Genomic DNA, 25148 nt, shown 5'->3' with positions numbered 1-25148 from the left:
CATGTTAAAAGCACAGAATCTGAGCAAGCGCTACGGCACCCATCCCGCTCTCGCCGAGGTGAACTTAAGCATCGAGCCGGGGGAATTTGTCGCGATTATGGGGCCATCCGGTAGCGGCAAGACCACCCTGTTGAACCTGCTCTCCGGGCTGGATAAGCCCAGCTCCGGCACGGTCAACGCGCCGGGCCGCACGGAGCGCGCCTTCGTATTCCAGGACTATAACCTGCTGGAATCGCTCAACGCCCGCAAAAATGCCACGTTGACCGCGCACTTTTCCGGCCGGCGCTGCACCAGCGACGAGGTGCAGAAGACCTTTGCGTCTCTGGGGCTTGACGGGCTTGAGCGCCGCCTGCCCGCGCAGCTTTCCGGCGGCCAGCAGCAGCGCGTTGCCGTGGCCCGCGCCTTGCTGGCCGGTGCACCGTATATCTTTGCTGATGAGCCCACGGGCGCGCTTGACGATGCCACCGCCGAGCTCGTCCTTACCCATCTCCGCACCGCCGCACGGGGCGGGGCCGCAGTGGTCATGGTGACCCACTCCTACCTTGCCGCGGAGGCCGCCGACCGCATTATCGAGCTCCAGGAGGCCAACCATGCTGGTGTGGCTTAAGGATTTACAAAGCAATTGGCTATCCTGGCTTGCCGTTGCGCTGACCATGGTGGTCTCATCGGCCGCGTGTGCACTGGCGGTATCGATGCTGGTAGCCACCTCGGACGCGGACGATGATCCCACGGGGCCTCTCGGTGGTACCGTGCTGGGCATGGCGGTCTGCGCCGTCGTGTTGATTACGTTGTCGCAGATGCGGCTGATCATTGAGGAACGCGAACCCGTCTACCGCTCGTGGCGCATGATTGGCATGCCCGGGTGGATGATCAATAGCTTCATCGTGGGGCAGGTCAGTGCCGTAAGCGCTATCGCGGCGCTCATCGGGACCTTCCCGGCGCGCCTGTTTGTCGAGCCCATGGCCGCGGCCTTTCGCAGCGACGGGATTCCCATGCCGGAATTGGCCATTACCCCGCTGGTCATCCGCATCGCCGTGTCCGTGTGTGTGGCATCGGCGGTTTGCGGTGCCCTCATACCGCTGCGCCGGGTCTTTCGCCCGCGGGTGGAATCGCGCCCGGTGTGGGTGGTGCTGCGCTGCCTCGTGGCCGCAGGCTTGGTAGGCGGTGCCGTGTACGGCTGCCTGCAGATAGAAGATCCTGGCGATAGCCTCGCCGCTTCCATGGGGCTGGTCATCCTGGTGGCACTCATGACGCCGTGGCTTATGCCCGCCCTGGACCAATGGACGCGCCTGTGCGGCATCGCCGGGGCCAATGTGCGGGTGCGCCGCCGCTTCTCAGTGCCTCATATCGTGCCGTGGGTATTGCTCGGTGGCCTGATCGTTGCAGTGGGCTCTGGGGTGATGATGCTCAAAGGTACGGAAAGCCTCGATACCTTGTCATCGGGGCGAGTCTTCGCGGCATTTCTCGGCCCAGTCGTTGCCCCGAGCATCGTTGGTGCGGTGTTGACCTCACTCATTATGCGCTCGCGCATCGCTAGCGATGTACGCGGCCTGCGGTTGGCCGGCGCCTCACCGGCGGCGTGGGCACGGGTGCAGGTGGGAGAGGCCTTTTGCCTGACCGTTACCGCTGCGGCGATAGTCATTGCCTTGAGCGCAACGGTAGTGATGCTGCTCAACCAGCTGCTGCATCCCGATTCTCATTCCGGGATGGGCGCGCTGTGGGAGGGCCTCGCCGGGGTGTGGTGGGCGCCGTTCGGCCTAATTTTTGGCGCCATGTTTCTCGCGCTGTGCGCCGTCAAGCTCATTCTCGCGGGATTTCTGCGCTCAACCGCCCAGATCCGCACAAACTGATGGATGAATCGCCGATATTCTGATGGGTAAAACGCGCTCAAACTGATGGGCAAAACTCTGATATTCTGATGGGTAAAACGCGCTCAAACTGATGGATGGGTTTAAAATGACTGGTCAAGAAGGCTATGTTTATCTCCCGCGAGTAGAGGATTCGCGGCTTCATGGAGTCCTGCAGCGATCCGGTGGAGTGTTGATAGAAGGCCCAAAGGGCTGTGGGAAATCCGCGACCGCACGGCAAATTGCGGGCAGTCTCGTCCAAGTGGATACGGATTTAAATCTCGACATGCAGCTCAGCACCGTTCCGGATTTGGCGTTGGAGGGGGATACGCCGCGAGTTTTTGATGAGTGGCAAGAAAAACCGCAGTTGTGGAACTTGGTGCGGCATGAGATTGACCGTCGGCAAGCGCCTGGGCAGTTCATTCTTACTGGGTCGACTGCGCCAATGGAGGAACAATCCAGGCACTCGGGTGCGGGGCGCATAGCCAGGCTGCGGATGAAGACCTTCAGTTTTTATGAGTCGGGGCATTCTAATGGCGCAGTATCATTAGCCGAATTGGTAGCTCAGGAATCCCCCCAGTCGAATGGGGAGACGGTTGTAGATGTTGCAGGGATTATCGAGCGCATGGCGCACGGAGGCTGGCCCGCAAACCGGAATTTTTCCGTTGAGGCGGCGCAGGAGAATCTGCGCAGTTATATCGATACTGTGGCCCACGTGGATATCAATGCCGCCGATGGTGTGCGAAGGGACCCGGTAAAAGTAACGACACTTATTCGTTCGCTTGCCCGTGGGGTAGCCACAGAACAGTCCATTTCTTCTATTGCTACCGATATTGGCGCGCAAAGGGCTACGGTCAGCGAGTACCTTGCTGCGTTGCAGCGCATCTTCATCGTGGAAGAACAATTGGCATGGTCCTCCCATCTTCGCTCCCGGGCTAGCCTGCGAACGGCACCGAAGAGGCATCTGGCGGATCCGGCGTTGGCGGCTGCTGCCGTGGACGCGTCCCCAGACAAGTTGCTGCGCAACCTTGCCTTTGTCGGGCAGCTTTTTGAATCCCAAGTTGTCCATGACCTGGCAGTGCTAAGCGGGAAGCGTATTTTTCACGCCCGTGATGCCTCTGGGTTGGAAGTGGATGCGGTATTTGAGCTGGCGGGCAGGACCGTTTTCGTAGAAATTAAATTGGGGCAAAGCCAAGAGATCATTGAGAAGGCGGTAAGCAATTTGCAGGCCTTCGCAGAACGCTTTGAATGGGAGGTCCCGCCCGTCTTGATGATCGTGACGGGAGGAAACCTGAGCTTTCGGCATCCGAGCGGGGTACGCGTGGTGTCCCTGACGCACTTGGCGCCGTAGCGCGGCCCAGCAACGGGGGTCGCGTCGTTGTTGAGGGTTAGCAGTCACGAGGGTAGAGTGCTAATCAGGTTGTTTGACCCACAGTTGTTCACCCGCGACGACGGCTGTGCTGGACATCCACAACCGGCACGCGCGCGCCATTAAGGTGCGCAAACGAACAATACGGAGGAAACATCATGGCAACTATTAAGCCGCTTGAGGACCGCGTCCTCGTACAGATCGTAGAAGCAGAATCCACCACCGCATCCGGCCTGGTTATCCCGGACTCCGCAAAGGAAAAGCCGCAGGAAGCAACCGTTATCGCCGTCGGCCCGGGCCGCTGGGAAGATGACGATGACCGCATCCCCATGGACGTTAAGGAAGGCGACACCGTTGTCTTCTCCCGCTACGGCGGCACCGAGCTGAAGTACGACGGCGAAGAGTACTTGCTGCTGAGCCAGCGCGACATCCTCGCCATCATCGAGAAGTAGGAACTACTTATGGCAAAGCTTATTGCATTCGACCAAGAAGCCCGCGAGGGAATTCAGCGCGGCGTCGATACGCTGGCTGATGCCGTCAAGGTCACCCTCGGCCCGCGCGGCCGCAACGTCGTCTTGTCCAAGGCCTTCGGTGGCCCGACCGTTACCAATGACGGCGTGACCATCGCCCGCGATATCGATGTCGAGGAGCCCTTCGAGAACCTCGGCGCCCAGCTGGTTAAGTCCGTAGCGGTCAAGACCAACGACATCGCCGGCGACGGCACCACCACCGCGACCTTGCTGGCCCAGGCGCTCATCTTTGAGGGCCTGCGCAACGTTGCAGCCGGCGCTAACCCGATTGAGCTCAACCGCGGCATCTCCGCAGCGGCGGAAAAGGCCGTCGAGGAGCTTAAGGCACGCGCCACCCCGGTTAACTCCGCCTCCGAAATCGCGCAGGTAGCTACCGTGTCCTCCCGCGATCCGGAGGTCGGCGAGATGGTGGCCGGCGCCATGGAAAAGGTGGGCAAGGACGGCGTCGTCACCGTCGAGGAGTCCCAGACCATGGACTCCACCGTGGATGTCACCGAAGGTATTTCCTTTGACAAGGGCTACCTTTCCCCGTACTTCGCTACGGAGGAAGAGACCAACCACGCCGTGCTTGACGATGCCGCCATTTTGCTCGTCCGCAACAAGATTTCTTCCCTGCCGGACTTCTTGCCGCTGCTGGAAAAGATTGCAGAAACCAACCGCCCGACCCTCATCATCGCGGAAGACGTCGAGGGCGAGCCGCTGCAGGCGCTCGTGGTCAACTCCATCCGCAAGGTCCTGAAGGTTGCTGCCGTAAAGGCACCGTACTTTGGCGAGCGCCGTAAGGGCTTCATGGATGACCTGGCCGTGGTTACCGGCGCCACCGTGGTGGACCCTGAGGTGGGCGTCAACCTGAACGAGGTCGGCCTCGAGGTGCTGGGTTCCGCACGCCGCGTGACCATCACCAAGGAAGACGCCGTGCTTGTCGATGGCGGCGGCAGCGCCGCAGCCCTCGACGATCGCCGTGAACAGATCCGCGGCGAAATCGCCCGCACCGATTCCACCTGGGATAAGGAAAAGCTCGAGGAGCGCTTGGCCAAGCTCTCCGGCGGCGTCGCCGTTATCCGCGTCGGTGCCGCAACCGAGACCGAGGTCAACGAGCGCAAGCTGCGCGTCGAGGACGCCATCAACGCCGCCCGCGCGGCCGTGGAAGAAGGCGTCATCGCCGGCGGCGGCTCCGTGCTGGTGCAGATCTCCAAGGAACTCGAGTCCTTTGCCCAGGACTTCGAGGGCGAGGCTAAGGTCGGCGTTCTCGCCGTCGCCCGCGCCCTGACCCGCCCGGCATTCTGGATCGCAGAAAACGCAGGCCTCGATGGCTCCGTCATTGTCTCCCGCGTATCTGAGATGGCCAACGGTGAAGGCTTTAACGCCAACTCCCTGGAGTACGGCAACCTCATCGATAACGGGATCATCGATCCCGTGAAGGTCACCCACTCCGCAGTGGTCAATGCCACCTCCGTTGCCCGCATGGTTCTTACCACCGAGGCATCCGTTGTGGAAAAGCCGCAGGAAGAAGACAACGCTGAGGCCGGTCACGGCCACGGCCATCACCACCACTAATTCCTGCGCTGTATTTAGCTCAGAGCCCGCCGCACCTTCCCCGTCTTATTGGGGAGGCTTGCGGCGGGCTTCTGGCTTATACGTAAAGCACGCGGGAACATAACCCGTGCGATGCCACGGTAGACCTTTTTAGCCGCCAGCGGCAGCAGGGGAGAGGCTAGTTCACAAAAGGTGCCAAGCTTAGGGTTCCTCCTCAGCCGGAGGCTGCCTCGTCTTTAGCGGCACACCCCAGGGCTTAGCGGGCTCGAAGGCGTCCCTCACGGGGCGTTATTTGCAGCAGGCGCTTGCTACGCAGGGCTAATTCGGAACCCCGGACTCCCGCCCGCCGCGAACGCGGTGTGTGGACTTTGCGCGCTAACTTTAATTTTGGGTTAAACGTTGACCGTTGTGCGGCGACGCTTGCGCAGCGCCACCACGCGCTCAGACTCGCTCATGCCGCCCCAGACGCCATACGGTTCGGCTGAACGCAGGGCGTGCTCGCGGCACAGCTCGATAACCGGGCAGGAATTGCAGATGGCCTTGGCGCGGTTTTCGCGCTGGGCGCGGGCTCGGCCACGCTCTCCGTCTGGATGGTAAAAAACGTCCGAGTTTTCACCGCGGCACGCACCTTGCAACTGCCAATCCCATACATCTGCAGTAGGTCCGAGAAGAGACTTGGACTGAGACACGTTTCTTAATCTCCTTATAACAGGACGAGAATTCTTACGCTGGCGGCCGGTGGAGAGTCATCCGCGAACCGCAACGATTTGTAGTGTGTCGCGTCTTGGTAAACAAAGGGTTACTAGTATTTAACTTCTAGGTATTGTATCTATTTATGGGACTCGTTAGCGCCCATTTACCTGCAATAATGACTAAGGTTAACGAATTATGAATTTTCCTCTTTCTATTGTGCAGGGGCCATAAACCCGCCTTCAAAGCAGGTACAACCGCTGGGCGCGGGTTTCTTGGTGGTGTTTTTCCTTGCTGGGGCATCGCCAAGCAAGGGCAGTGCCGAGGCGGAGGTGTGCAACGCAGTTGTCCCTTTGCGCTCCCTGCCCCAGAGGAAATATGGTTGAATATCGATTTAATAGTCTGCAGAGGGTACACTCGTGAGCGATAAGGATAAAGAGCTAGCGGATCTCGTTCCGCTGGCCGCTGGTGGTAGCCGCCGCGCACTGCAATCTATCCTGCAAATTATTCATCCGCAGGTGCTGCGTTATTGCCGCGCGCGCATCGGTGGCGGGCGCCAGCCCACTGCGGAAGACGTGACCCAAGAAATCTGCCTCGCCGTCGCTACCTCTATCGATTCCTATGAAGATAAAGGCCGGCCGTTTATGGCCTATGTCTACGGCATCGCTTTTAATAAGGTCACCGATGCCCACCGCGCCATGGGTCGCGACCGCTCTACACCCACCGAAGAGCTTCCAGAAAGCACCGCGAACGAGGCGACTCCCGAGGAATGGGCGCTGGAAAATGACGGTAGTAACAGAATGCGCGCGTTGCTCGATACCTTAAGTGACAAGGCAAAAAACATCGTTATTTTGCGCGTGTTCGTTGGTCTTTCGGCAGAAGAAACCGCCGATATCGTGGGGTCTACCCCGGGTGCGGTTCGCGTCGCACAACACCGAGCTCTCGCACAATTGCGAAAGGCCCTTGGGCAACAACTAGCCACTGAGGGCTAAAGCCACAACCCCGCTCTAGAGACACGCGTAAACCTTCAGAAAGGAAGGAGGGACAGAAACCATCATGGCCTCCAAACACTCCAAAAAGAATAACGATGACCTGACGGAGCAGCTCCAGCCCTTGGTAGATGATGATGCATTCCTCACCGAGCTGTCGCAGGGCAAAGACCCCTCCAACGGCAGCGATGAGCTCGCTGGGTTGTTGCTAGGGCTGAAGGGGGACATCGATAAGCAGATGCCGCCAGCCCCGCGCGTGGACGGGGCAGAGGAAGAACCAGAAGTCATTAGTCTCGATAAGGCGCGGTCTCGTCGGCGCAATCGCCCCGTGATGCACGGACTTATCGGCGCGGCCGCCGCCACCGTCATCCTCGCCGGTGCGGGCGGGGTCATGGTTAATTCTGGCGTGTTTGATAGGCCGGATGAGACCCGCAACGTGGAGCTGGCCGGCACCTTAGATGAGATGGAATCCCGCGCGGCAGAGGGAGATTTCGAAGGCGCGCGCGAGCTTATGAAGGAAGCCCGCTCCAAGCTTGAAGAGGCTGAGGGCAAAGAAGAAAATGCCATCGCTGCCAAAGAGGAAGCCGAAAAGAAGCGTCCTGCCCGTCCGAAGACGAAAACCGTGACGGAAACTGCTACTGAGACCGCGCCGGGCCAAAAGCCGCAGGATAACCCCGAGCCAGCACCAAAAACCGTAACGGAAACGCAGTACGAGACCTCAACCGTGGTGGTAACGGAGCAGGCGCCGGCGAATCCGCAGCCGGAGACGCGCGAGCCCGAAGAAGCACCCACCACAACCATTCAGTTGGGGGCGGGCGCCGAGTAATAACGAGGGCGGTGACTTACACGCCCTAGCGGTTTTCTAGGCCGTCGACGTAGCCCAGCGCGTAGTCCCACGGCACGTAGCGGCGCGGGTCGGGCTCTGCCCCCGGTTCGTGCACTGGGGCGAGCTCGCCCGCCAGCGTGGCGCGCATATTGGCGGCCATAATGTCCCACTCGTAGAAGTGGTTTTCCTGGCAGTCTTCACACAAGAAGAAGATGCCATCGATCCCGCGTGGGCCGAGCACACTTGCGAATTTCTCTACCCGAGCGAGATCGTGGATGAGGGCGAGGCGGTCTTCATCGGAAAGCGGCATGACCTGCTCGTCCTCCTCCAGGAAGGACGCAGGGTCATTCGGATCGTCTGCAAAAGGATCGCGGGGCATATTGGCGAAGAAGTTCACGCCTGCGAGCCTATTGAACTTGCCCGCTTAAGGCAATTAACCCCTAGCCTGAATGGTGTCCTTGGCCGGGCACGCACTACAGTTGGGGTAGCCGCTGAACCTGTTTAAGGAGATACCTCGATGAGCGATTACCCTATTCACACTGGTGGAGATGACCCGAACAAGGTAGCCCTGCGCGGCTTGACCTTTGATGACGTGCTTCTTTTGCCCGCCGAGTCCAATATCGTGCCCTCCGAGGTCGATACCGGCGCGCAATTTACCCGCAATATTCGCCTGGGCGTCCCGCTGGCATCCGCAGCGATGGATACCGTGACCGAGGCCCGCATGGCCATCGCCATGGCGCGCCAGGGCGCCCTCGGCGTGCTGCACCGCAACCTTTCTGCGGAAGCGCAGGCCGAGCAGGTAGAAATCGTCAAACGCTCCGAGTCCGGCATGGTCACGGACCCGGTCACCGCCCGCCCCGAGATGACTATTGGCGAGGTCGACGCCCTGTGCGCCCGCTTCCGCATTTCCGGCCTGCCGGTCGTGGATGAGGACGGCACCTTGCTGGGCATTTGCACCAACCGCGATATGCGTTTTGAGCCGGACTTTGACCGCAAAGTCAGCGATGTCATGACCGCGATGCCGCTCGTCGTCGCGCGCGAGGGCGTGTCCAAGGACGAGGCCCTAGAGCTGCTGTCGGCCAATAAGGTAGAAAAGCTGCCGATTGTTGATGCAAATAACAAGCTCATTGGCCTTATCACCGTCAAGGACTTCGTCAAATCCGAGCAGTACCCCAACGCCTCCAAGGATGCTTCCGGCCGTCTGTTGGTTGCCGCGGGCATTGGTACCGGCGAGGAGTCCTATCAGCGCGCCGCCGCGCTTGTCGATGCCGGCGTTGACGCCCTCGTCGTCGACTCCGCCCACGCACACAATAACCGCGTGCTCGAAATGGTCTCCCGCGTGAAGAAGGACTTTGGCGACAAGGTCGATGTCATTGGCGGCAACCTCGCCACCCGCGAGGCCGCCCAGGCGATGATCGACGCCGGCGCGGACGCCATCAAGGTCGGCATCGGCCCGGGCTCCATCTGCACCACCCGCGTCGTCGCCGGCGTCGGCGCGCCGCAGATCACCGCGCTGATGGAGGCCGCAGCCGTCGCCGCCCCCGCGGGCGTGCCGGTCATCGGCGATGGCGGCATGCAGTACTCCGGTGACATCGCCAAGGCGCTGGCCGCCGGTGCCGATACCGTCATGCTGGGCTCCATGTTCGCCGGCACCACTGAGGCGCCCGGTGACATCGTGGTGTACCAGGGCAAGCAGTACAAGCGCTACCGCGGCATGGGTTCCATGGGCGCCATGCAGGGTCGCGGGCTTTCCGGCGAAAAGCGTTCCTACTCCAAGGACCGCTACTTCCAGGCCGACGTACGCAGCGAGGACAAGCTGGTGCCAGAAGGCGTGGAGGGTCGCGTGCCCTTCCGCGGTGAGATCGATGCCATCGTGCACCAAATCATCGGCGGCCTGCGCGCGGCCATGGGCTATACCGGCTCGGCCACCTTAGATGAGCTCAAGACCAAGCGATTTGTCCAGATCACCGCCGCGGGCCTGAAGGAATCCCACCCGCACCACCTGCAGCAAATCGCCGAAGCCCCGAACTACCGCTAGGACAAACATGCGTGAATACGCCGAAATCGGCATCGGCCGCGAGGCCCGCCGCACCTTTGATTTAGACCAGGTCTCCATCGTCCCCCAGCGCCGCACGCGCTCGTCCAAGGACGTGGATACCACCTGGAATATCGATGCCTATACTTTCGATACCCCCTTCGTTTCGCACCCCACCGATGCGCTCGCCACGCCCGAGTTCATCATCGAGATGGGCAGGCAGGGCGGGCTCGGCGTCATCAACGCCGAAGGCCTGTGGGGCCGCCACGAGGACCTCGAGGGTGCGTTGGCGCGCATCTATTCCCAGCCGGGCGATAACTCCACCATTCAGGAGTTGCACGCCGCCCCGCTTGACGATGCCCTCCTTGCCTCCCGCATTGCCCAAGTGCGCGAGTCCGGTGTGACCGTCGCCGTGCGCGTTTCGCCCCAAAACGCCCGCGAGATGGCGCCGAAGGCCATTGCCGCCGGAGCCGAGCTACTGTTCATCCAGGGCACTTTGCTGTCAGCAGAGCACGTCGCCACCGGCGGCGAGCCGCTGAACCTGAAGGAATTTATCGGCTCGCTTGAAGTACCCGTCATCGCCGGTGGCGTGGCGGACTACACCACGGCGCTGCACCTGATGCGCACCGGGGCGGCCGGCGTCATCGTGGGCGCGGGCGTAACGACCAACGCGGAAACCGTCGGCATCGATACCGCCATGGCCACCGCCATTGCCGATGCCGCCGCCGCCCGCCGCGACTACCTTGACGAGACCGAGGGCCGCTACGTGCACATCATTGCGGATGCGGAATTCGATAATTCCGGGACCATCGCCAAGGCCTTCGCCTGCGGCGCCGATAGTGTTGCGCTCGGCCCCCTTCTTGCCCAGGCCCGTGAGGCAGGCGGTAGGGGATGGTATTGGCCGGCTACAGCAGGCCACCCGCGGTTCCCGCGCGGATACGCGCAGTTCGCCGGGGTCGATACCGACCTCGATGTGGATTTCCTTACCGCAGGCGACGCTGAGCCCGCGGCTGCGCCGAGCCTGGAAACCGTGCTGCACGGCCCATCCAGCGAACCATTCGGCCGCACCAACCTTGTGGGTGCGCTGCGGCGTGCCCTCGCAAAGTGCGGGTACACCGACCTGAAGTCCTTCCAGAAGGTCGAGCTCGCGGTTCGCTACTAAGTAGCGTGCGGCGCGCCTCGCACCGTGCAAGCCCGCGCCGCACGCCCCGAATCGCTTCATCTCGCGCAGCCGCGCTGCTGCGCAAGAGGGGCCCTTGCGCACCCCGATTCGCTTGCGCGCCCCGCGCCACCACGGCGCGAAAGCCGCCGCAATGCGCTACATGGGCAAGCGCTTCCTAGGCCGCGGGGCCTATGGGCTAGACTATGGGGCGTGACTAAGCCAAATACTACCCCGCGCCCAGTCCTCGTCGTGGACTTTGGCGCTCAGTACGCGCAGCTCATTGCCCGCCGCGTGCGCGAGGCCAAAATCTACTCCGAGGTTGTTTCCAACTCCGCCTCTATCGAGGAAATCAAAGCTAAAGACCCCGCCGCGCTTATTTTGTCCGGCGGCCCGTCGTCCGTCTATGCCGATGGCGCCCCAGCGCTCAAGCCTGAGCTGCTGGAGCTTGGCGTTCCGGTCTTCGGCATTTGCTACGGATTCCAGGCCATGAACCACATCCTCGGCGGTACCGTATCGTCTACCGGTGAGCGTGAATACGGCCGCACCGATATCGACGTCAAGGGCGGCATCCTGCACAAGGGCCTCGAGCCCACGCACAAGGTATGGATGTCCCACGGCGACGCCGTCTCCGCCGCCCCCGAGGGCTTCGATGTAACCGCAACCTCCGCCGGTGCCCCAGTCGCCGCGATGGAGTGCCCGGCCAAGCAGATGGCCGGCGTGCAGTACCACCCAGAGGTGTTGCACTCGCCCCACGGCCAAGAAGTGCTCACCCGCTTCCTCACGGAGATCGCCGGTCTGGAGCAAAACTGGACCGCCGATAATATCGCCGAGCAGCTCATCGCGGATATCCGCACCCAAGTAGGCGAGGAAGGCCGCGCTATTTGCGGCCTGTCTGGTGGCGTGGACTCTGCGGTCGCTGCAGCTTTGGTGCAGCGCGCCATTGGCGATCGCCTGACCTGTGTATTCGTCGATCATGGCCTGCTGCGCGCGGGTGAGCGCGAGCAGGTTGAAACGGATTTCGTGGCCTCGACCGGCGCCAAGCTGGTTACCGCCGACGAGCGTTCGGCCTTCCTGCAGAAGCTCGCTGGCGTGAGCGACCCCGAGGAAAAGCGCAAGGCTATCGGCGCGGAGTTCATTCGCTCCTTTGAGCGCGCCGTGGCCGGTGTGCTTGACGATGCCCCCGCCGGCTCCACCGTCGATTACCTCGTCCAGGGCACCTTGTACCCGGATGTCGTTGAATCCGGCGGCGGCGATGGCACCGCCAATATTAAGTCGCATCACAACGTTGGCGGCCTCCCGGATGACGTCGAGTTCGAGCTCGTCGAGCCGCTGCGCTTGCTCTTTAAGGACGAGGTGCGCGCGGTGGGTCGCGAGTTGGGCCTGCCGGAAGAGATCGTCGGCCGTCAACCCTTCCCGGGCCCGGGCCTAGGCATCCGCATCATCGGCGAGGTTACCGAGGAGCGCCTCGAGACTCTGCGCCAGGCGGATCTTATTGCCCGCACCGAGCTGACCAATGCCGGCTTGGATGAGCAGATTTGGCAGTGCCCGGTCGTGCTGCTTGCCGATGTCCGCTCCGTCGGCGTCCAAGGCGATGGCCGCACCTACGGCCACCCCATCGTGCTGCGCCCAGTATCTTCCGAGGACGCCATGACCGCGGACTGGACCCGCTTGCCGTATGACGTGCTAGAGAAGATCTCCACCCGTATCACCAACGAGGTCAAGGACGTCAACCGCGTGGTCTTGGATTGCACCTCCAAGCCACCGGGAACCATCGAGTGGGAGTAAAACCCACAAAACGGCATGCGTAGAAGGCGCTCAGTACTTGAGCGCCTTTTCGCATACCTGCGGCTAGTTGCGGGGTGTTACGGGTGGCCGCCAGACGATGCGACCGCCCACTCTTTCTAGCCGCCCGCGCCGGGGCGGGGCATTGGGGTCGTCGTCGTTGATGCCGTTATGGTAAGCACAGCACACGACGAGGTTTTTCATATTGGTCTCCCCGCCGCGACTCCAGGCCGTCAGGTGGTGGACCTGGGATAGATCTGCCGGTTGGTTGCACCCGGGCCAGGCGCAGCGTGGATTTTCCGCGGCCGCCATCATTCTTTGTTTATCGGTGGCCACGCGCGCCGTGCGGTAGAGGTTGACCGGCCCTTCTACCGGATGCACGAGGGTGACATAGCCCGTTTCGCCGTCACCATTGCCGCTACCGCTGGCGTCGCCGTTGCCGTTGGGGCTGGGGCCGGGGGCGGAATAGCCGGCATCGTTAAGCACGCGGCGCAAGTACTCGGTACCGGACATGGTCGCACCGTTGGTGAGATCGAGCTGCACGTCATCGCCGTGGCCATCGCGGATGCGAATGAATTTCTCCAGCGGCACGACGGCGTTGGTGACCACCGTGGAGCGCGCGGCGCTGCCGGCACCGAAGAAGATATCTTCCACCGCCTGCAGCGGCTTTTTATCAGTGGCCGTAATCGCGCCCTGCAGATCCGCAATGAAGCGAGAGGTCCCCGTAATGGCAAGCGTCCAGTAGTCATTGGGCCGCCGGTACGTGCGCACGCCGGGGCTAACCGTGGACTTTTCATCTCGCGCACCCGGCGCCGGGCGTGTTTGATGATGGCGCTCATCTCCGCAGACATCGCACAGCATTCCGCACGCAGCTCCCACGCCTGTTTCTTGCTGGGCGCGCGATTAACTACGCGCTCGATGCCGGCGAGGAGGGCAATGGGGTGGGCGTTGGTGCGGGCATCGGCAATGGCGCGGCGCTGCATCCGGCTAAAGGCGGTGCGGCCGTAGTAGCTTTCGCATAAAAGGAGCAGGTCGGCGGCGATGGCATCGGGCGCGCCGCGCTCCATGAGCTCAGACCCAGAGAGCCCGCGGCACGCGGCGATGATGTCCATGCCGGGCGCGAGGGCGGTCAGGTAGGTCTCGAGTGCGTTCATGCCGCCTACGCTAGGGCGGTGTTAGCCCGCGCTCAATCGGTAGGGCAACCGCAAGGGCACAAACTGTGGATAACCCGGATCCGCAGCGCGAAAACCCGGGGAAATCCTGTGGATAAGTCCCCGCAGTGTCGCATGGATTAGACAAAGGCCAGCCGGCGCGTGCCATCCACGTGGGGGAAGGCGATAAAACTGATGCATGAGACCGCAACCCACACCAGCGCCGAGCCCCACGCGGGCAGGCCCAGGATGGGCGCGAGCATGATGAGAAGCCATAGAATCATCAGCGGTACTAGCTGCGCGATGGTGGGGATGAGATCGGCATCGTGCCGGTCAGCATAGGAGCGCATCTCGCGGCGGTAGGGGTGGGCAAAGACCAAGACGAATGCCGCCACGAGGCAGACCGCGGCCCCAGATAGGGTGGCGAAGAAATGGGTGCGGGTGGTCAGTAGCGCGACGGTGGCGCCGATCAGGATGGAGGATCCGAGGCGCACCCACGGCGGGGTGGGGATGGGGGTTGGATTCTCGCGCATAGCACCGTAGGCCTCGTTCAGGTTCATGCGCTTAAGACTACCATTCGAACATACAGTTGCATGTGTCCGGTTGAGGGTTCATACTGTGTGGGTGAGTCAAACGAACGTTCGCCTAGAAAAAGCGGTGGCAGGGCTGGATAGGTCCGACCGCGTTGCGGTGCTGCGCGCCCGCATGCAGGCGATGGAGCAGGAAGACGAAGACGAGCTGGTAGATACCGTTCCCCAGCTGGCGCGGCTACTTCCCGCAGGTGGGCTCGCCCGGCGGAAGGTGGTCTCGTGCGCGGAGTGTCCCGCGCTCGTGGTGGAGCTTATCTGCCATCTTACGGCCCACGGGGGTCATGTGGGGCTAGTGGGGTGGCCGGATCTTTCTCTCGCACAAGTTGCCGAAATGGGGCAGCTCAACAACGTGGTCACCGTCCCCGATCCGGGCCTGGAGGCATGGGCGGTAACCAGCGTGCTGGCAGAGGGCATGGACCTTATCATCCACCACGGCCCGCCCGGCGAGCTGAGCCTGGCCAAGGCGCGGCCGGTGTGGGCGAAGATCCGCGGCGGGCAGGCCGCGGTGCTGACCGTGGGTGCGCGGCTGCCGGGCACCGCGGTGCGCATTGGGGCGGAGGTGAGTACGTATCGGGGCATCGGCAAGGGCAGCGGGCGCATCCGCGGCGTGGATATTGATCTTGCGGTGGACTCGAAAAAGGGCACCGCACGCGGGAGCCTTACCATGGGCGAGCCCCGCAGGTTGGCGGCCGTATGAGGGCGGCTGCGGTGTGGTTTCCGGATTGGCCCATCCAGGCGGTTGGGCAGGCAGGGCCGGTGTTGATCGCGCGCAATCACGCGGTGTTGGTCTGCGATAGTGCGGCGCGCCGGGCGGGCATTCGGCGCGGGATGCGCCTGCGCCAGGCCCAAGCGATTTGTCCTGAGGTAAAGGTGGTGGAGGCGAACCCGGATAGGGATGGAGCGGCCTTCGCGGAGATTGCGGCGGGCCTGGATGCCGTGGCCTCGTCCGTGGAGGTGCTGCGGCCCGGCCTGGCCATCGTGGATGCGGGCGCGGCGCTGCGCTATCACGGGCCAGAAGCACTGGAGATGCTTGCCGATGCCACCGCGCACGCCGGTTTTGATTCCACCCTCGGCGTGGCAGACGAGATTGCCACGGCCATCATCGCGGCCCGGCACCACGGGGTAGGCGCGGTGTTGCCGGAGGGCGAGTCGCGGGATTTCTTGGCCGCCCAGCCCGTGAGCGTTTTAGCCGCGGAGGCCGCGCTGGGGTTTTCTGCGGAATTTGTGGTCCAGCTGCAGAAATTGGGTGTGCGCCGGCTAGGTGATGTGGCGGAGCTGCCGTTTAAGCAGGTGGTTACCCGGTTTGGGCAGCAGGGAAAACGCGCGCACGAGGTAGCACACGCGCGGGCGGACCGGCGAGTATCCCCGGAAATGGCGCGGCCTGACCTGTCCGTTAGCAGCGAGCAATCCATCGAACGCGTGGATGCGGCGGCGTTCGTGGCCCGGCAACTGGCCGCGCAGCTGCACGTGCGGTTGGCGGAGGCGGAAGTGGTGTGCGTGCGCCTGCGCGTGGTGGCGGAGTTGGCTACTGGCGAAACCGTGGCTCGGGTATGGCGCACTCATGAGGCGCTCACGGAGCAGGCGACCGCGGACCGGGTGCGCTGGCAGCTGGATGGGTGGCTTACGGCGGCGCGGTCGAGCGGCAAGGACGGTGCCGCGATCGTGCGGCTGGTGCTTGAGCCGGTGGAGGTGGCTAGGCCGCAGGCCGATGGCCTCTGGGGCGGGGATGCCTCACAGGAACAGGTCAAGCGGGTGATTTCGCGCGTGCAATCGCAGCTGGGCATAGACCGCGTCTTGCAGCCGCGGGCCGCCGGTGGCCGTGGGGTGGCCGAGCGCATCGAGTACGTGCCCTATGGGGAGCAGCGCGATGCCACGCCGCAGGGCAGCTGGCCAGGCAGGATCCCCGCGCCGCTTCCCGCCCGCCTAGGCGGCGGGCCGAACCACCCGGCCGCGCGCATTCGGCTTATCGATGCCGCCGCGCGGGACGTCATCGTCACCGCCGAGGCCCTCCTATCCTCTGTGCCCGTGGCACTCGGGTGGGGCGCGCACCGCTACCGCGTTATCGGCTGGGCTGGGCCGTGGCCGGTGGATACGCAGTGGTGGACCGAACAGCCGCAGCACGCGGCGCGGCTACAAATTGTGGGCCAGGCTGAACGGGAGCAACGCCAGCGCGCCTGGCTCTTGGTGTGGTCAGAGGGGCGCTGGCGCGTGGAAGCGACGTATTAGGAGCGAATATCTACCACGAGGCGCGTGGGATTTTCTAGCACCTGCACGGAATAAGGCTTGCGCTGGTTCATACCGATGACAAACTGGCTGCGGCCCTCATAGGTGCGGCCGTTGACCACTTGGGTAATAACGCCGCCGGCGGGGGCATCGACGATGCCGATGCGCGGCTCGTCAATGCCGGCCTCAAACGGATAGACCACGCCATCGATATTGACATTGAGCGCGGTATCACCGGCATAGTTAATGGGTTGGCCGGAGCCTTGCTGCTTGGGGTTATCGGCGTAATCCACGAACCAGCCTGGGGAACCCTCGCCCTCGAGCTCGAAGACGGCGCGCTCGAAACCATCGTGCTGGCCCACGCGTACCTTGGTCACCACGAGCTCCGAAGGGGCTTCTGGGCGCAGCGTTTTCATGCTCATATCCGCCTCACCCAGCGGGTTGATGTGCGAGTTTCCCACAGAGGCCGCCATGGTGGTGTCATCCGCTGATTCGGTGCTGCAGCCGGTGAGGAGGGCTGCGGCGGCAAGCAGGATTGAGAGGCGGGCTTTATACATGACCACTAGAGTATAATTTCCATTAATTACTGCCTAGCGTTGGGGGCAGATCTTGACCGAATTGTTGCCAAATATGTGAGCTGAGTTGCAGACGGGTTAGGCTAGGGTACATGACCGATTTCTGTTCAGATTACCAGGTGGAACCGTTGCCCGGCACAGCGAAAAAAGAGTCCGTGTTTGTCCTCTTTGAGTGGCCCGGCGGCTGGTCGCGCGACGTGCTTGATGGCGATACTTTTGGCCCAGAACTCACGGCCCAACTGAAGAAAAAACTCAAGGGCCAGGCCGGGCTGCAATTGATTCGCCGCCCCGGCCGCGATGGCCGCCAAATCGGCACCATGCACCGGTGTTACCTGGTGTGGGCTGAGCAGGGCGTGATGGAATTGGTCCTTTTGACCGGCCCGGAAAAGATTCTGGATCTGGATCTCTCCGCGCCGGGCCGCAATGGGGGAGGAACCCTCGATACGCCCCTGGTTTTGGTGTGCACCCATGCTAAGCGCGATAAGTGCTGCGCCGTGAAGGGGCGCCCGCTCGCCGCGGAGCTGGTGGAGGATTACCCGGATATGGTGTGGGAGACCTCGCACACGAAGGGGCACCGCTTCGCGCCCTCGGTCATGCTCATGCCGTGGGCCTATTCCTTTGGCCGGATGAATAAGGAAGCCGCCGCGCAGATGATTGCGGCGGCGGCGGAAGGGAAATATTTCTACCCGGTCAATCGCGGGCGCGGCATTTTCGGCCCGCGCGGCCAAGTGGCGGAGTTGGCGGTAGCGCGCGAGCTTATCGATGCCTCTGAGGACCTCTACTACGGCCAGCTCTACGCAGAAGACGAAAAGCAGGGCCCCGTGGTCACGCATGCCGATGGCCGGCGGTGGAGCGTGACGCTCGAGCAGCGCGCCGTGGAAGGAGTGGTTTCTTCCTGCGGCGACGCACCCAAGACCGGCAAGGCGCTTGTGGCCACGGATGTGGAGCTTATTAGCGGCGCATAACCTTGGAGGATAGCCAGTTGCCAAAGAACTGCGCTGCCTGCACCAGCACGATGATGATAAGCGTGGCCACGACGGTGACTTCCCACTCGAAGGCGCGGTAGCCGTAGACGATGGCGAAGTCACCCAGTCCGCCGCCGCCGACGTAGCCGGCCATGGCGGACATATCCACGATGGCGATAAACAGGAAGGTATAGCCCAGAATCAGCGGGCCGAGGGCCTCCGGGATAATCACGGAGGTAATGATCTTCCACGGTGAAGCACCCATGGCGCGGGCGGCCTCGATAACGCCTGGGTCGATGGCCACGAGGTTTTGTTCCACCACGCGCGCTACGGAGAACGTGGCGGCGATGACCATCACGAAGGTGGCCGGTTCGCGGCCGATGGATCCGCCCATCACGGCGACGGTGAGTGGCTGCGCAAACGCCAGCAAAATAATAAACGGGATGGGGCGAACGAAGTTCACCAGCAGGTTGACCACCAGGTAGACGGCCTTATTTTGCAGGATGCCGCCCGGGCGGGCGGTGTAGAGCAAGATGCCGAGCCCCAGGCCCAAAATGCCGGCGACGACGAGGGTGGTCGAGACCATGATGAGGGTGTCGACGATGGCATCGACAAGCGATCCGCCCAAGCGGTCCCAGTCGGCGGCGGCGAGATAGTTGACGTTCATCGTTCAATCTCCTCAATTTGAGTGGTGGCAGATAGGGCGCGGTAGAACTCTTCGATGGCGGCGTCGTCACCGCTCAAGCGCACGGTGAGCTTGCCAAAGGAGTGCTGTTGCAAGGTGGTAATACCGCCGTGGACGACGGCGATGGATACGCCCGCATCCTTCAGCTTGGCGGCGGCGCCGAAGAAGCCGGATTCCTCGGTCAGGTTGATGGTAAACAGGCGGCCTTCATGAACGAGCAGGTCATCGGTTTCCACCACGTCGGGCTCATTGCGCAGCGAGGTAGCAACGAACTTGGCGGCCACGGCGGTCTGGGGATTGGAAAAGACCTGGTAGACGCTGCCTTGTTCTACGACGCGGCCATTTTCCATCACCGCAACCTTATCCGCGATGGAGCGCACGACCTCCATTTCGTGGGTAATGACCACGATGGTGATGCCGAGCTCCTTATTCACCCGGCGCAGCAGGTCGAGGACCTCCTGCGTGGTGGTGGGGTCGAGGGCGGACGTGGCTTCATCGGCAAGCAGCAGCGAAGGATTCGTGGCCAGGGCGCGCGCGATGCCCACGCGCTGCTTCTGGCCGCCGGAAAGCTGTTCCGGGTAGCTTTTCCCCTTATCTCCCAGGCCAACAAAATCCAGCAGCTCCTGCACACGCTGTTGGCGCTCGCGCTTGCCGATGCCCTGCAACTGCAGCGGGTACTCAATATTGCCCGCCGCAGTGCGGGAGTTCATGAGGTTAAACTGCTGGAAGATCATGCCGATATTGCGGCGGATGCCGCGCAGCTTCTTTTCGGACATGCCGACGATATTCTGGCCATCGAGCAGCAGCTCGCCGGAGGTGGCCGTATCCAGGCCGTTGATCATGCGGACCAAGGTGGATTTGCCGGCGCCGGAGTAGCCGATGATGCCGATGATCTCGCCGGAATCGACGGTCAAGGAGACATCGTCAAGAGCTTTGACCTCGGCCTTTTTCTGTTGGAAGACCTTGGTGATATTGCGGAACTCAATGCGAGTGCCGTTCTGGGTGGAATCTGCCACGGGTTGCGTCCTTAGTGAGGAAGTGCCAAACCCCGCCGGGGTGAAAACCGGCGGGGTAGAAGGCAAGGGTGATTAGTCCAAATCTGCTTCGAGCTTGTCCAGGATTTCCTGGAGTTCTTCTGGGGTGCGCTCGACCTCGACGGAGGTACCTGCGGAGTCCTCGTCGACGCCCTTTTGTACCGCATCGGAGTGCCACAGCTCGGCGAGCTTCTTGATGTCCTCGTTATCGGCGTCTTCCTCGCGAACGGCAAAGACGTTGATATAAGGCTCAGCCTCTTCGGAGTTCGGGTCATCCTGGAAGACGGCGGTGGCCGGGTCGATGCCGGCGCGCTCCAGGAAGGAGTTATTGATAATCGCCGGGGTGCCCTCGCCATGCGCGGATGGGGTCTGGGCTGCATCGACCGGCACGACCTTGACCTTGGACTTCTTCTCATCGATGTCCAGCGGCGTTGGGGTGATAAGCCCGTCCTTCTTCAAGGTGATAAGGCCAGCCTGGACCAGCACGTTGATGGCGCGGCCCTGGTTGGTGGAGTCATTCGGGATGGCAACTTCTTCGCCCTCAATGCCATCGAGGGAGTCGTGGCCCTTCCAGAACAGCGCCAGCGGCACGATTTCGGTGGCGACGATGGGGACCAGGTTGGTGCCATTGCCGTGGTTGTACTCGGCCAGGAACTTCAGGTGCTGGAAGTTATTGGTGTCCAGCTCGCCCTGGTTTAGGGCCTGGTTCGGGGTGTTGTAATCCGAGAAAGACTTGATGTCGATGTCGTAGCCGGCGTCCTTGGCTTCTTGCTCAAAGGCAACCCAGGCCTGCTTTGCATCATCGGTGGTGCCAACGGTGATGGTCTTGTCATCATCTGCGTCGGAGGAGCAGGCCACAAGGCTGGTGGCGGCGACGGTAACGGCGGCGGTAGCGGCCGCTGCGCGACGAATCTGCATGAGGTCCCCTTACATGTAGGAGTTTAAATAAATTGACCGTTTAGCAATCTAGCAATAAGCGAACCGCTTTGTCTATTGAACGCGTCTCATCGTGCCGGGTTGTATAGAACATTAATTCGACATTACCCTGTGAAGGGTGAAATTTAATGGTGGAAAGGCGCTGCCGTGGTCGCGTTTAGAAAGGATACTATCCGGCAAGGACGCTGCCGCGCCCGTCGCCGTGCATCACCTCGGCGGCGGCGATGAGCCTGTCCAGCGCGGGTATTCCGCCGTGCCCTTTGCGGAGCTGCACGCGGTAAGCTCCTATAGCTTTCTCGACGGCGCCGCCGAGCCGGAAGAGCTGGTCGCCCGCGCCCTAGAGCTTGGCCTCGAGGGGCTGGCTGTTGTGGATCGGGATGGCTTCTACGGCCTGATGAAATTCGCGGAAGCCGCAGCTAGGGCCGGACTTTCGGCCATATACGGCGCGGAGCTTTCCCTCGCGGAGGCCCCAGTGACCGTGCTGGCGCGCACGCCGGAAGGCTATCGCCGCCTCTCTCGCCTTATCGCCCGCGCGCGGATGGATGCCGGGGAGAAAGGAGGCGTTGCCTACCCGCCCCTAGACGCCGTGGCGCGTGAGCTAGAAGAGGAGTGCTTTTTCCTGCTGGGGTGGGAGGCTATACAAAAAATCGATCACGTTCTCGAAAGAATAAAAATAGACAGCATAGTTCTCGAATATGCGTGCACAATGTCTCCCGAAGATGCGGATCACCACAGTTTCCTGGATAAGTACAATAATCTCCGCGCCATCGCAACCGCTCGACCTGCGGCAGCAACGCGCGACCAGGTAAGGCTCGCCGCCGCTAAACGCGCCTTGGCGCACCGCCAATCCTTAGAGGAAGCCGCACCGGATGCCCACCCGATGGGCGCAGGCTGGATGCGCTCCGGCGAGCAGATGGCCCAGTTGCTTCCCGGCCGGCCCGAGCTTATCGCCGAAACCGTGCGCCTTGCCCGCGAGTGTTCCTTTACCTGGGGTGCACTTGCGCCCAACCTGCCGGACTTTGTCGTCCCGGAGGGGCATACCGAGATGAGCTGGCTCGAACACGAGGTGTGGCGGCGCGGTAAAAAGCGCTACGCCTCGCGCCCGCCCGAAATACAGGCCAAGGCGAAAAAGCAGATGCGGCACGAGCTGGGCATCATCAAGCAGCTGGGCTTTCCGGGCTATTTCCTCATCGTCTGCGACCTGGTGGATTTCTGCCGCCAGGAAAATATCCTCTGTCAGGGGCGCGGCTCGGCAGCTAATTCCGCCGTCTGTTTCGCGCTGGGCATTACCAACGCCGAGCCCATTTCGGCGCAGCTGCTCTTCGAGCGCTTCCTGTCGCCGGATCGCGATGGCCCGCCCGATATCGACATCGACATCGAATCCGGCCGGCGCGAGGAGGTCATCCAATACGTCTATCGCACCCACGGCCGCGACCGCGCCGCACAGGTGGCTAACGTCATTACCTACCGCCGCAAGGGTGCTACCCGCGACGCCGCCCGCGCGCTGGGCTACCCACAGGGCTCGGCCGATGCGTGGTCGAAGGGCATAGCCGAGCCGCCTGCCGATGTCTCCTTACTCGCCGAGCAATTCCTCGACCAGCCGCGCCACCTCGGCATCCACTCCGGCGGCATGGTCTTATGTGACCGGCCAATCGCGGACGTGGTGCCGATGGAATGGGCCCGCATGGAAGGCCGCTCCGTGCTGCAATGGGATAAGGACGATTGCGCCGCCGCCGGGCTGGTGAAATTCGACCTGCTGGGCCTCGGCATGCTGGAGGCGCTGCACCACATGATCGATGCCGTGCGCACCACCACCGGCCGCGAGGTGCGCCTGTGGGAACTCGACCTAGCCGAGCCCGCTGTCTATGACATGCTCTGCCGCGCTGATGCCGTCGGCGTCTTCCAAGTGGAGTCCCGCGCGCAGCTGGCCACGCTGCCGCGGCTCAAACCGCGCTGTTTCTTCGACCTTGTGGTGGAGGTCGCGCTCATTCGCCCCGGCCCCATCCAGGGCGGTTCCGTGCACCCCTACCTGCGCCGGCGCGATAGCCTCGAGCCCGTGACCTATGACCACCCGGTGCTGGAGAAATCGCTGGGTAAAACCCTGGGCATCCCGCTTTTTCAAGAGCAATTGATGCAGATTGCGGTGGATGCCGCCGGTTTTACCGGCGCCGAGGCCGATGACCTGCGCCGCGCCATGGGTTCGAAGCGCTCACCGGCCAAGATGGCCGCGCTGCGCAGCCGCTTTTTCGAGGGCCTGCGCGCCACCAACGGCATCGACGGTGAAGTCGCGGAGAAGCTCTGGGCCAAGATCACCGCCTTTGCCGCCTACGGTTTCCCGGAATCGCACTCGCAGTCCTTCGCCTCGCTGGTGTATTTTTCCGCGTGGTTCAAGCACCACTACCCGGCGGAGTTCTGCGTGGGCTTGCTGCGCGCGCAGCCCATGGGCTTTTATTCGCCGCAGTCGCTCATTCAGGATGCCCGGCGCCACGGCGTGCGCGTGCTGCCGGTGAGCATCAATGATTCCGGCGCGCAGGCCAGGGCGCTGCCCACCGGCGAGATCCGGTTGGGCCTCAACCTCATCAAGGGGCTGGGGGACAAGGCCGCCGAGCGCGTGGAGGCCACAGCGCCTTTTAGCACCGTCTCCGATCTGTCGCGCCGGGCGGATCTTAGCGTGGAGCAGGTGGAGGCGCTGGCCACGGCGGGGGCGCTGGAGTGCTTGGGGTTGGAGCGCCGCCAAGCGCTTTGGCAGGCTGGCGTCGCCGCCACCGAGCGCGAGGGCATGCTGCCCGGCACCTCCGCGCTCGCCTCACCGCACCTGCCCGGCATGTCGGTGTTCGAGCTGATGGCTACCGATGTCGCCGCTACCGGCGTCACCCACGATAAGCAGCCTATGGAGCTAGTCAGGGCCGCGCTTGGCGATGTCCTGCCTTCCTCCCGCCTTCCCCACGTCCCCGATGGCACCCGCGTGCGCATCGCCGGCATCATTACGCACCGCCAGCGCCCGCGCACCGCCTCCGGCCTGACCTTTTTGGGAGTGGAGGATGAAACCGGACTGATGAACGTGATGGTCTCGCCCGGGCTGTGGTCCCGCCAGAAGGTGCTCGCCCGTACCGCCCGCGCGCTTATCATCCGCGGCATCGTGCAAAACGCCACCGGCGCGGTAAGCGTGGTCGCGGATAAGCTCGAGCCGCTGGACTTTGGTGATTTCCTCTCGCGCGGCTCCCGGGATTTCCGCTAGTTTTCTCCGCATCGAAGCCCAAAAGCGGTGGCCAGGCCGAGAAAAACATCGCCGGCCGGTACTAGACGCCGGCGGCGAGTTAGTTAGCCATTAGGAATTCTTCCTATAGATTTCCGTGGACGTAGGTCAAAGTACTGCATAAACCCAACATAATGACAAGGTTTTCTATTCCACTTCGAAGATATCGCCCGGCTGGCAGTCCAGTGCCGCACACAGTGCTGCAAGGGTGTTAAAGCGTACGGCCTTGGCGCGATTATTCTTCAGAACGGACAGGTTAACTGGGGTGATACCTACCTCTTTGGCGAGCGCCGCTCCGGTAATACCGCGCTCTTCCATTATCCGGTCGAGGTGGCAGATCACCTGGGGTTCTTGCTCCTCAGACAAGGCCTTCAACCTCCTCTTCGAGCTTGCTGCCGCGCTTGATGGCAACTGAGAAGAGCTGGAGAGTGCAGACAAAAAGGTAGGGCAGCGCAAGCTCGCCTAATGGGGTTCCGCTCTGGTTGGCCCACCAGTCAATGTCGAGCTGCGAGGAAGCCCAGTTATTGCCCATACCTTCGAGTGGGAAGCGTCCGATAAACCAGACAAGGATTCCGATGGTCATGCCGTTAAGAAAGCGGATGTTTTTCGTATTGAAAACCTGCCCACGAAGCATCGGTTTGACCAAACGGTAGGCAAAGAACGCGATAATCAAGATTCCTGCAATCTTGAAGACGAGCCCCGCAGTGAGCATCCAGAATGGCCCGCCGTCGAGGTTGTGCTTGCTTAGGCCTTCCGGGATGGCCGCACTCAGTGCGGTGGAAAAGCGTCCGGTGACAAGGTCGCGCAGGTAGGTGGGGCCGAGGATGATAATGGTGAACAGGCAGAGGGCGGCCGCCGCGTTAATTTCGCGTCGCTCAGCTTGAGAGGTGGGCTGTGGGGTGGTCATGACAATCCTTTCCGTCGATTCCTTATCGACTTTCGATGTTGTCGTAATTCGATAATATCG

General features: G+C 62.4%; 23 protein-coding genes and 1 pseudogene. 14 read left to right on the top strand and 10 right to left on the bottom strand.

Annotated features, from left to right (window positions below):
- Position 1 precedes the first annotated feature (1 nt).
- The 5 genes from ABRP66_RS00610 (at position 2) to groL (ending at position 5303) form a co-directional block, all read left to right on the top strand.
- The gene (locus tag ABRP66_RS00610) at positions 2-607 is read left to right on the top strand and encodes an ABC transporter ATP-binding protein (protein WP_284770159.1); all 606 of its coding nucleotides are present in this window, start codon (positions 2-4) and stop codon (positions 605-607) included.
- The gene (locus ABRP66_RS00605; RefSeq protein ID WP_284770158.1) at positions 591-1850 is read left to right on the top strand and encodes an FtsX-like permease family protein; all 1260 of its coding nucleotides are present in this window, start codon (positions 591-593) and stop codon (positions 1848-1850) included. The genes ABRP66_RS00610 and ABRP66_RS00605 overlap by 17 nt, the downstream gene beginning before the upstream one ends.
- Positions 1851-1956: 106 nt before the next feature.
- On the top strand, positions 1957-3198 hold the full coding sequence (locus ABRP66_RS00600) for an ATP-binding protein (protein ID WP_284849851.1): 1242 nt from the start codon (positions 1957-1959) through the stop codon (positions 3196-3198).
- A gap of 176 nt (positions 3199-3374) precedes the next feature.
- Positions 3375-3668 (top strand): co-chaperone GroES, encoded by a 294-nt coding sequence (groES, locus tag ABRP66_RS00595; RefSeq protein ID WP_005277188.1) that lies wholly within the window; start codon positions 3375-3377, stop codon positions 3666-3668.
- A gap of 9 nt (positions 3669-3677) precedes the next feature.
- Positions 3678-5303: a chaperonin GroEL gene (groL, locus tag ABRP66_RS00590; protein ID WP_349838165.1), complete on the top strand. Its 1626-nt coding sequence runs from the start codon at positions 3678-3680 to the stop codon at positions 5301-5303.
- 371 nt (positions 5304-5674) lie between these two features.
- On the opposite strand, the gene ABRP66_RS00585 is transcribed toward groL, so the two are convergent.
- Positions 5675-5971, bottom strand: a complete 297-nt coding sequence (locus tag ABRP66_RS00585) for a WhiB family transcriptional regulator (protein WP_284770156.1) — start codon at positions 5969-5971, stop codon at positions 5675-5677.
- A 420-nt stretch (positions 5972-6391) separates the two neighbouring features.
- Here ABRP66_RS00585 and ABRP66_RS00580 point away from each other — a divergent pair, with 420 nt between their 5' ends.
- On the top strand, positions 6392-6964 hold the full coding sequence (locus tag ABRP66_RS00580) for a sigma-70 family RNA polymerase sigma factor (RefSeq protein ID WP_284770155.1): 573 nt from the start codon (positions 6392-6394) through the stop codon (positions 6962-6964).
- Positions 6965-7028: 64 nt separating this feature from the next.
- Positions 7029-7787: a PTS lactose/cellobiose transporter subunit IIA gene (locus tag ABRP66_RS00575; RefSeq protein ID WP_284770154.1), complete on the top strand. Its 759-nt coding sequence runs from the start codon at positions 7029-7031 to the stop codon at positions 7785-7787.
- Positions 7788-7812: 25 nt separating this feature from the next.
- Here ABRP66_RS00575 and ABRP66_RS00570 read toward each other — a convergent pair whose 3' ends face one another.
- Positions 7813-8184, bottom strand: coding sequence for a DUF5319 domain-containing protein (locus ABRP66_RS00570; protein WP_284770153.1), 372 nt, complete (start codon positions 8182-8184; stop codon positions 7813-7815).
- Between the two features lie 120 nt (positions 8185-8304).
- Here ABRP66_RS00570 and guaB point away from each other — a divergent pair, with 120 nt between their 5' ends.
- From guaB to guaA, 3 genes are all read left to right on the top strand, one after another.
- Positions 8305-9825, top strand: coding sequence for an IMP dehydrogenase (gene guaB / locus ABRP66_RS00565; RefSeq protein ID WP_349838164.1), 1521 nt, complete (start codon positions 8305-8307; stop codon positions 9823-9825).
- Positions 9826-9832: 7 nt separating this feature from the next.
- Positions 9833-10984, top strand: a complete 1152-nt coding sequence (locus tag ABRP66_RS00560) for a GuaB3 family IMP dehydrogenase-related protein (protein WP_284770151.1) — start codon at positions 9833-9835, stop codon at positions 10982-10984.
- Between the two features lie 210 nt (positions 10985-11194).
- Positions 11195-12769 carry a glutamine-hydrolyzing GMP synthase gene (gene guaA, locus ABRP66_RS00555; RefSeq protein ID WP_284770150.1) on the top strand — a complete coding sequence of 525 codons (1575 nt, stop codon included), beginning with the start codon at positions 11195-11197 and terminating at the stop codon, positions 12767-12769.
- A 63-nt stretch (positions 12770-12832) separates the two neighbouring features.
- On the opposite strand, the pseudogene ABRP66_RS00550 reads toward guaA, so the two are convergent.
- Both ABRP66_RS00550 and ABRP66_RS00545 read right to left on the bottom strand, forming a co-directional pair.
- Positions 12833-13920 (bottom strand): annotated as a pseudogene (locus ABRP66_RS00550) (HNH endonuclease signature motif containing protein).
- 137 nt (positions 13921-14057) lie between these two features.
- Positions 14058-14477 (bottom strand): hypothetical protein, encoded by a 420-nt coding sequence (locus ABRP66_RS00545; protein WP_005281427.1) that lies wholly within the window; start codon positions 14475-14477, stop codon positions 14058-14060.
- Between the two features lie 64 nt (positions 14478-14541).
- Here ABRP66_RS00545 and imuA' point away from each other — a divergent pair, with 64 nt between their 5' ends.
- Together imuA' and ABRP66_RS00535 are read left to right on the top strand one after the other, a co-directional pair.
- On the top strand, positions 14542-15204 hold the full coding sequence (imuA', locus tag ABRP66_RS00540; protein WP_349838163.1) for a DnaE2-dependent mutagenesis accessory factor ImuA': 663 nt from the start codon (positions 14542-14544) through the stop codon (positions 15202-15204).
- Positions 15201-16733 (top strand): DNA polymerase Y family protein, encoded by a 1533-nt coding sequence (locus ABRP66_RS00535; RefSeq protein WP_284796229.1) that lies wholly within the window; start codon positions 15201-15203, stop codon positions 16731-16733. The genes imuA' and ABRP66_RS00535 overlap by 4 nt, the downstream gene beginning before the upstream one ends.
- On the opposite strand, the gene ABRP66_RS00530 is transcribed toward ABRP66_RS00535, so the two are convergent.
- Positions 16730-17287: an AMIN-like domain-containing (lipo)protein gene (locus ABRP66_RS00530; protein WP_349838162.1), complete on the bottom strand. Its 558-nt coding sequence runs from the start codon at positions 17285-17287 to the stop codon at positions 16730-16732. The genes ABRP66_RS00535 and ABRP66_RS00530 overlap by 4 nt on opposite strands.
- A gap of 110 nt (positions 17288-17397) precedes the next feature.
- Between ABRP66_RS00530 and ABRP66_RS00525 the strand changes: the two genes are divergently transcribed.
- Positions 17398-18270, top strand: a complete 873-nt coding sequence (locus ABRP66_RS00525; RefSeq protein WP_284770145.1) for a ferredoxin family protein — start codon at positions 17398-17400, stop codon at positions 18268-18270.
- Here the strand turns inward: ABRP66_RS00525 and ABRP66_RS00520 are convergent.
- The 3 genes from ABRP66_RS00520 to ABRP66_RS00510 form a co-directional block, all read right to left on the bottom strand.
- A complete protein-coding gene (locus ABRP66_RS00520) occupies positions 18257-18937 on the bottom strand; it encodes a methionine ABC transporter permease (RefSeq protein ID WP_005277229.1) in 681 nt (226 codons plus the stop codon). The two genes, ABRP66_RS00525 and ABRP66_RS00520, sit on opposite strands and share 14 nt — an antisense overlap.
- A complete protein-coding gene (locus tag ABRP66_RS00515) occupies positions 18934-19971 on the bottom strand; it encodes a methionine ABC transporter ATP-binding protein (RefSeq protein ID WP_349838161.1) in 1038 nt (345 codons plus the stop codon). The genes ABRP66_RS00520 and ABRP66_RS00515 overlap by 4 nt, the downstream gene beginning before the upstream one ends.
- 72 nt (positions 19972-20043) lie before the next feature.
- A complete protein-coding gene (locus ABRP66_RS00510; protein ID WP_023016795.1) occupies positions 20044-20907 on the bottom strand; it encodes a MetQ/NlpA family ABC transporter substrate-binding protein in 864 nt (287 codons plus the stop codon).
- 136 nt (positions 20908-21043) lie between these two features.
- Between ABRP66_RS00510 and ABRP66_RS00505 the strand changes: the two genes are divergently transcribed.
- Positions 21044-24163, top strand: coding sequence for an error-prone DNA polymerase (locus ABRP66_RS00505; RefSeq protein WP_284770143.1), 3120 nt, complete (start codon positions 21044-21046; stop codon positions 24161-24163).
- Positions 24164-24328: 165 nt separating this feature from the next.
- Here ABRP66_RS00505 and ABRP66_RS00500 read toward each other — a convergent pair whose 3' ends face one another.
- Both ABRP66_RS00500 and ABRP66_RS00495 read right to left on the bottom strand, forming a co-directional pair.
- Positions 24329-24556, bottom strand: coding sequence for a helix-turn-helix domain-containing protein (locus ABRP66_RS00500; protein ID WP_005277240.1), 228 nt, complete (start codon positions 24554-24556; stop codon positions 24329-24331).
- Positions 24540-25088: a hypothetical protein gene (locus tag ABRP66_RS00495; RefSeq protein WP_349838159.1), complete on the bottom strand. Its 549-nt coding sequence runs from the start codon at positions 25086-25088 to the stop codon at positions 24540-24542. The genes ABRP66_RS00500 and ABRP66_RS00495 overlap by 17 nt, the downstream gene beginning before the upstream one ends.
- Positions 25089-25148 lie beyond the last annotated feature (60 nt).

It is taken from the genome of Corynebacterium sp. KPL2680 (assembly GCF_040225675.1).
GTDB lineage: Bacteria > Actinomycetota > Actinomycetes > Mycobacteriales > Mycobacteriaceae > Corynebacterium > Corynebacterium rhinophilum.
Note: the sequence above shows the minus strand (reverse complement) of the source record. Positions and strands in the feature narration are given on the sequence as shown.

Bases quoted from the DNA above. Each gene is read 5' to 3' on its own strand.
- ABRP66_RS00610 (WP_284770159.1), top strand. From the start codon at position 2: ATGTTAAAAGCACAGAATCTGAGCAAGCGCTACGGCACCCATCCCGCT.
- ABRP66_RS00605 (WP_284770158.1), top strand. From the start codon at position 591: ATGCTGGTGTGGCTTAAGGATTTACAAAGCAATTGGCTATCCTGGCTT.
- ABRP66_RS00600 (WP_284849851.1), top strand. From the start codon at position 1,957: ATGACTGGTCAAGAAGGCTATGTTTATCTCCCGCGAGTAGAGGATTCG.
- groES (WP_005277188.1), top strand. From the start codon at position 3,375: ATGGCAACTATTAAGCCGCTTGAGGACCGCGTCCTCGTACAGATCGTA.
- groL (WP_349838165.1), top strand. From the start codon at position 3,678: ATGGCAAAGCTTATTGCATTCGACCAAGAAGCCCGCGAGGGAATTCAG.
- ABRP66_RS00575 (WP_284770154.1), top strand. From the start codon at position 7,029: ATGGCCTCCAAACACTCCAAAAAGAATAACGATGACCTGACGGAGCAG.
- guaB (WP_349838164.1), top strand. From the start codon at position 8,305: ATGAGCGATTACCCTATTCACACTGGTGGAGATGACCCGAACAAGGTA.
- ABRP66_RS00560 (WP_284770151.1), top strand. From the start codon at position 9,833: ATGCGTGAATACGCCGAAATCGGCATCGGCCGCGAGGCCCGCCGCACC.
- ABRP66_RS00545 (WP_005281427.1), bottom strand. From the start codon at position 14,477: ATGAACCTGAACGAGGCCTACGGTGCTATGCGCGAGAATCCAACCCCC.
- ABRP66_RS00535 (WP_284796229.1), top strand. From the start codon at position 15,201: ATGAGGGCGGCTGCGGTGTGGTTTCCGGATTGGCCCATCCAGGCGGTT.
- ABRP66_RS00530 (WP_349838162.1), bottom strand. From the start codon at position 17,287: ATGTATAAAGCCCGCCTCTCAATCCTGCTTGCCGCCGCAGCCCTCCTC.
- ABRP66_RS00525 (WP_284770145.1), top strand. From the start codon at position 17,398: ATGACCGATTTCTGTTCAGATTACCAGGTGGAACCGTTGCCCGGCACA.
- ABRP66_RS00520 (WP_005277229.1), bottom strand. From the start codon at position 18,937: ATGAACGTCAACTATCTCGCCGCCGCCGACTGGGACCGCTTGGGCGGA.
- ABRP66_RS00510 (WP_023016795.1), bottom strand. From the start codon at position 20,907: ATGCAGATTCGTCGCGCAGCGGCCGCTACCGCCGCCGTTACCGTCGCC.
- ABRP66_RS00495 (WP_349838159.1), bottom strand. From the start codon at position 25,088: ATGACCACCCCACAGCCCACCTCTCAAGCTGAGCGACGCGAAATTAAC.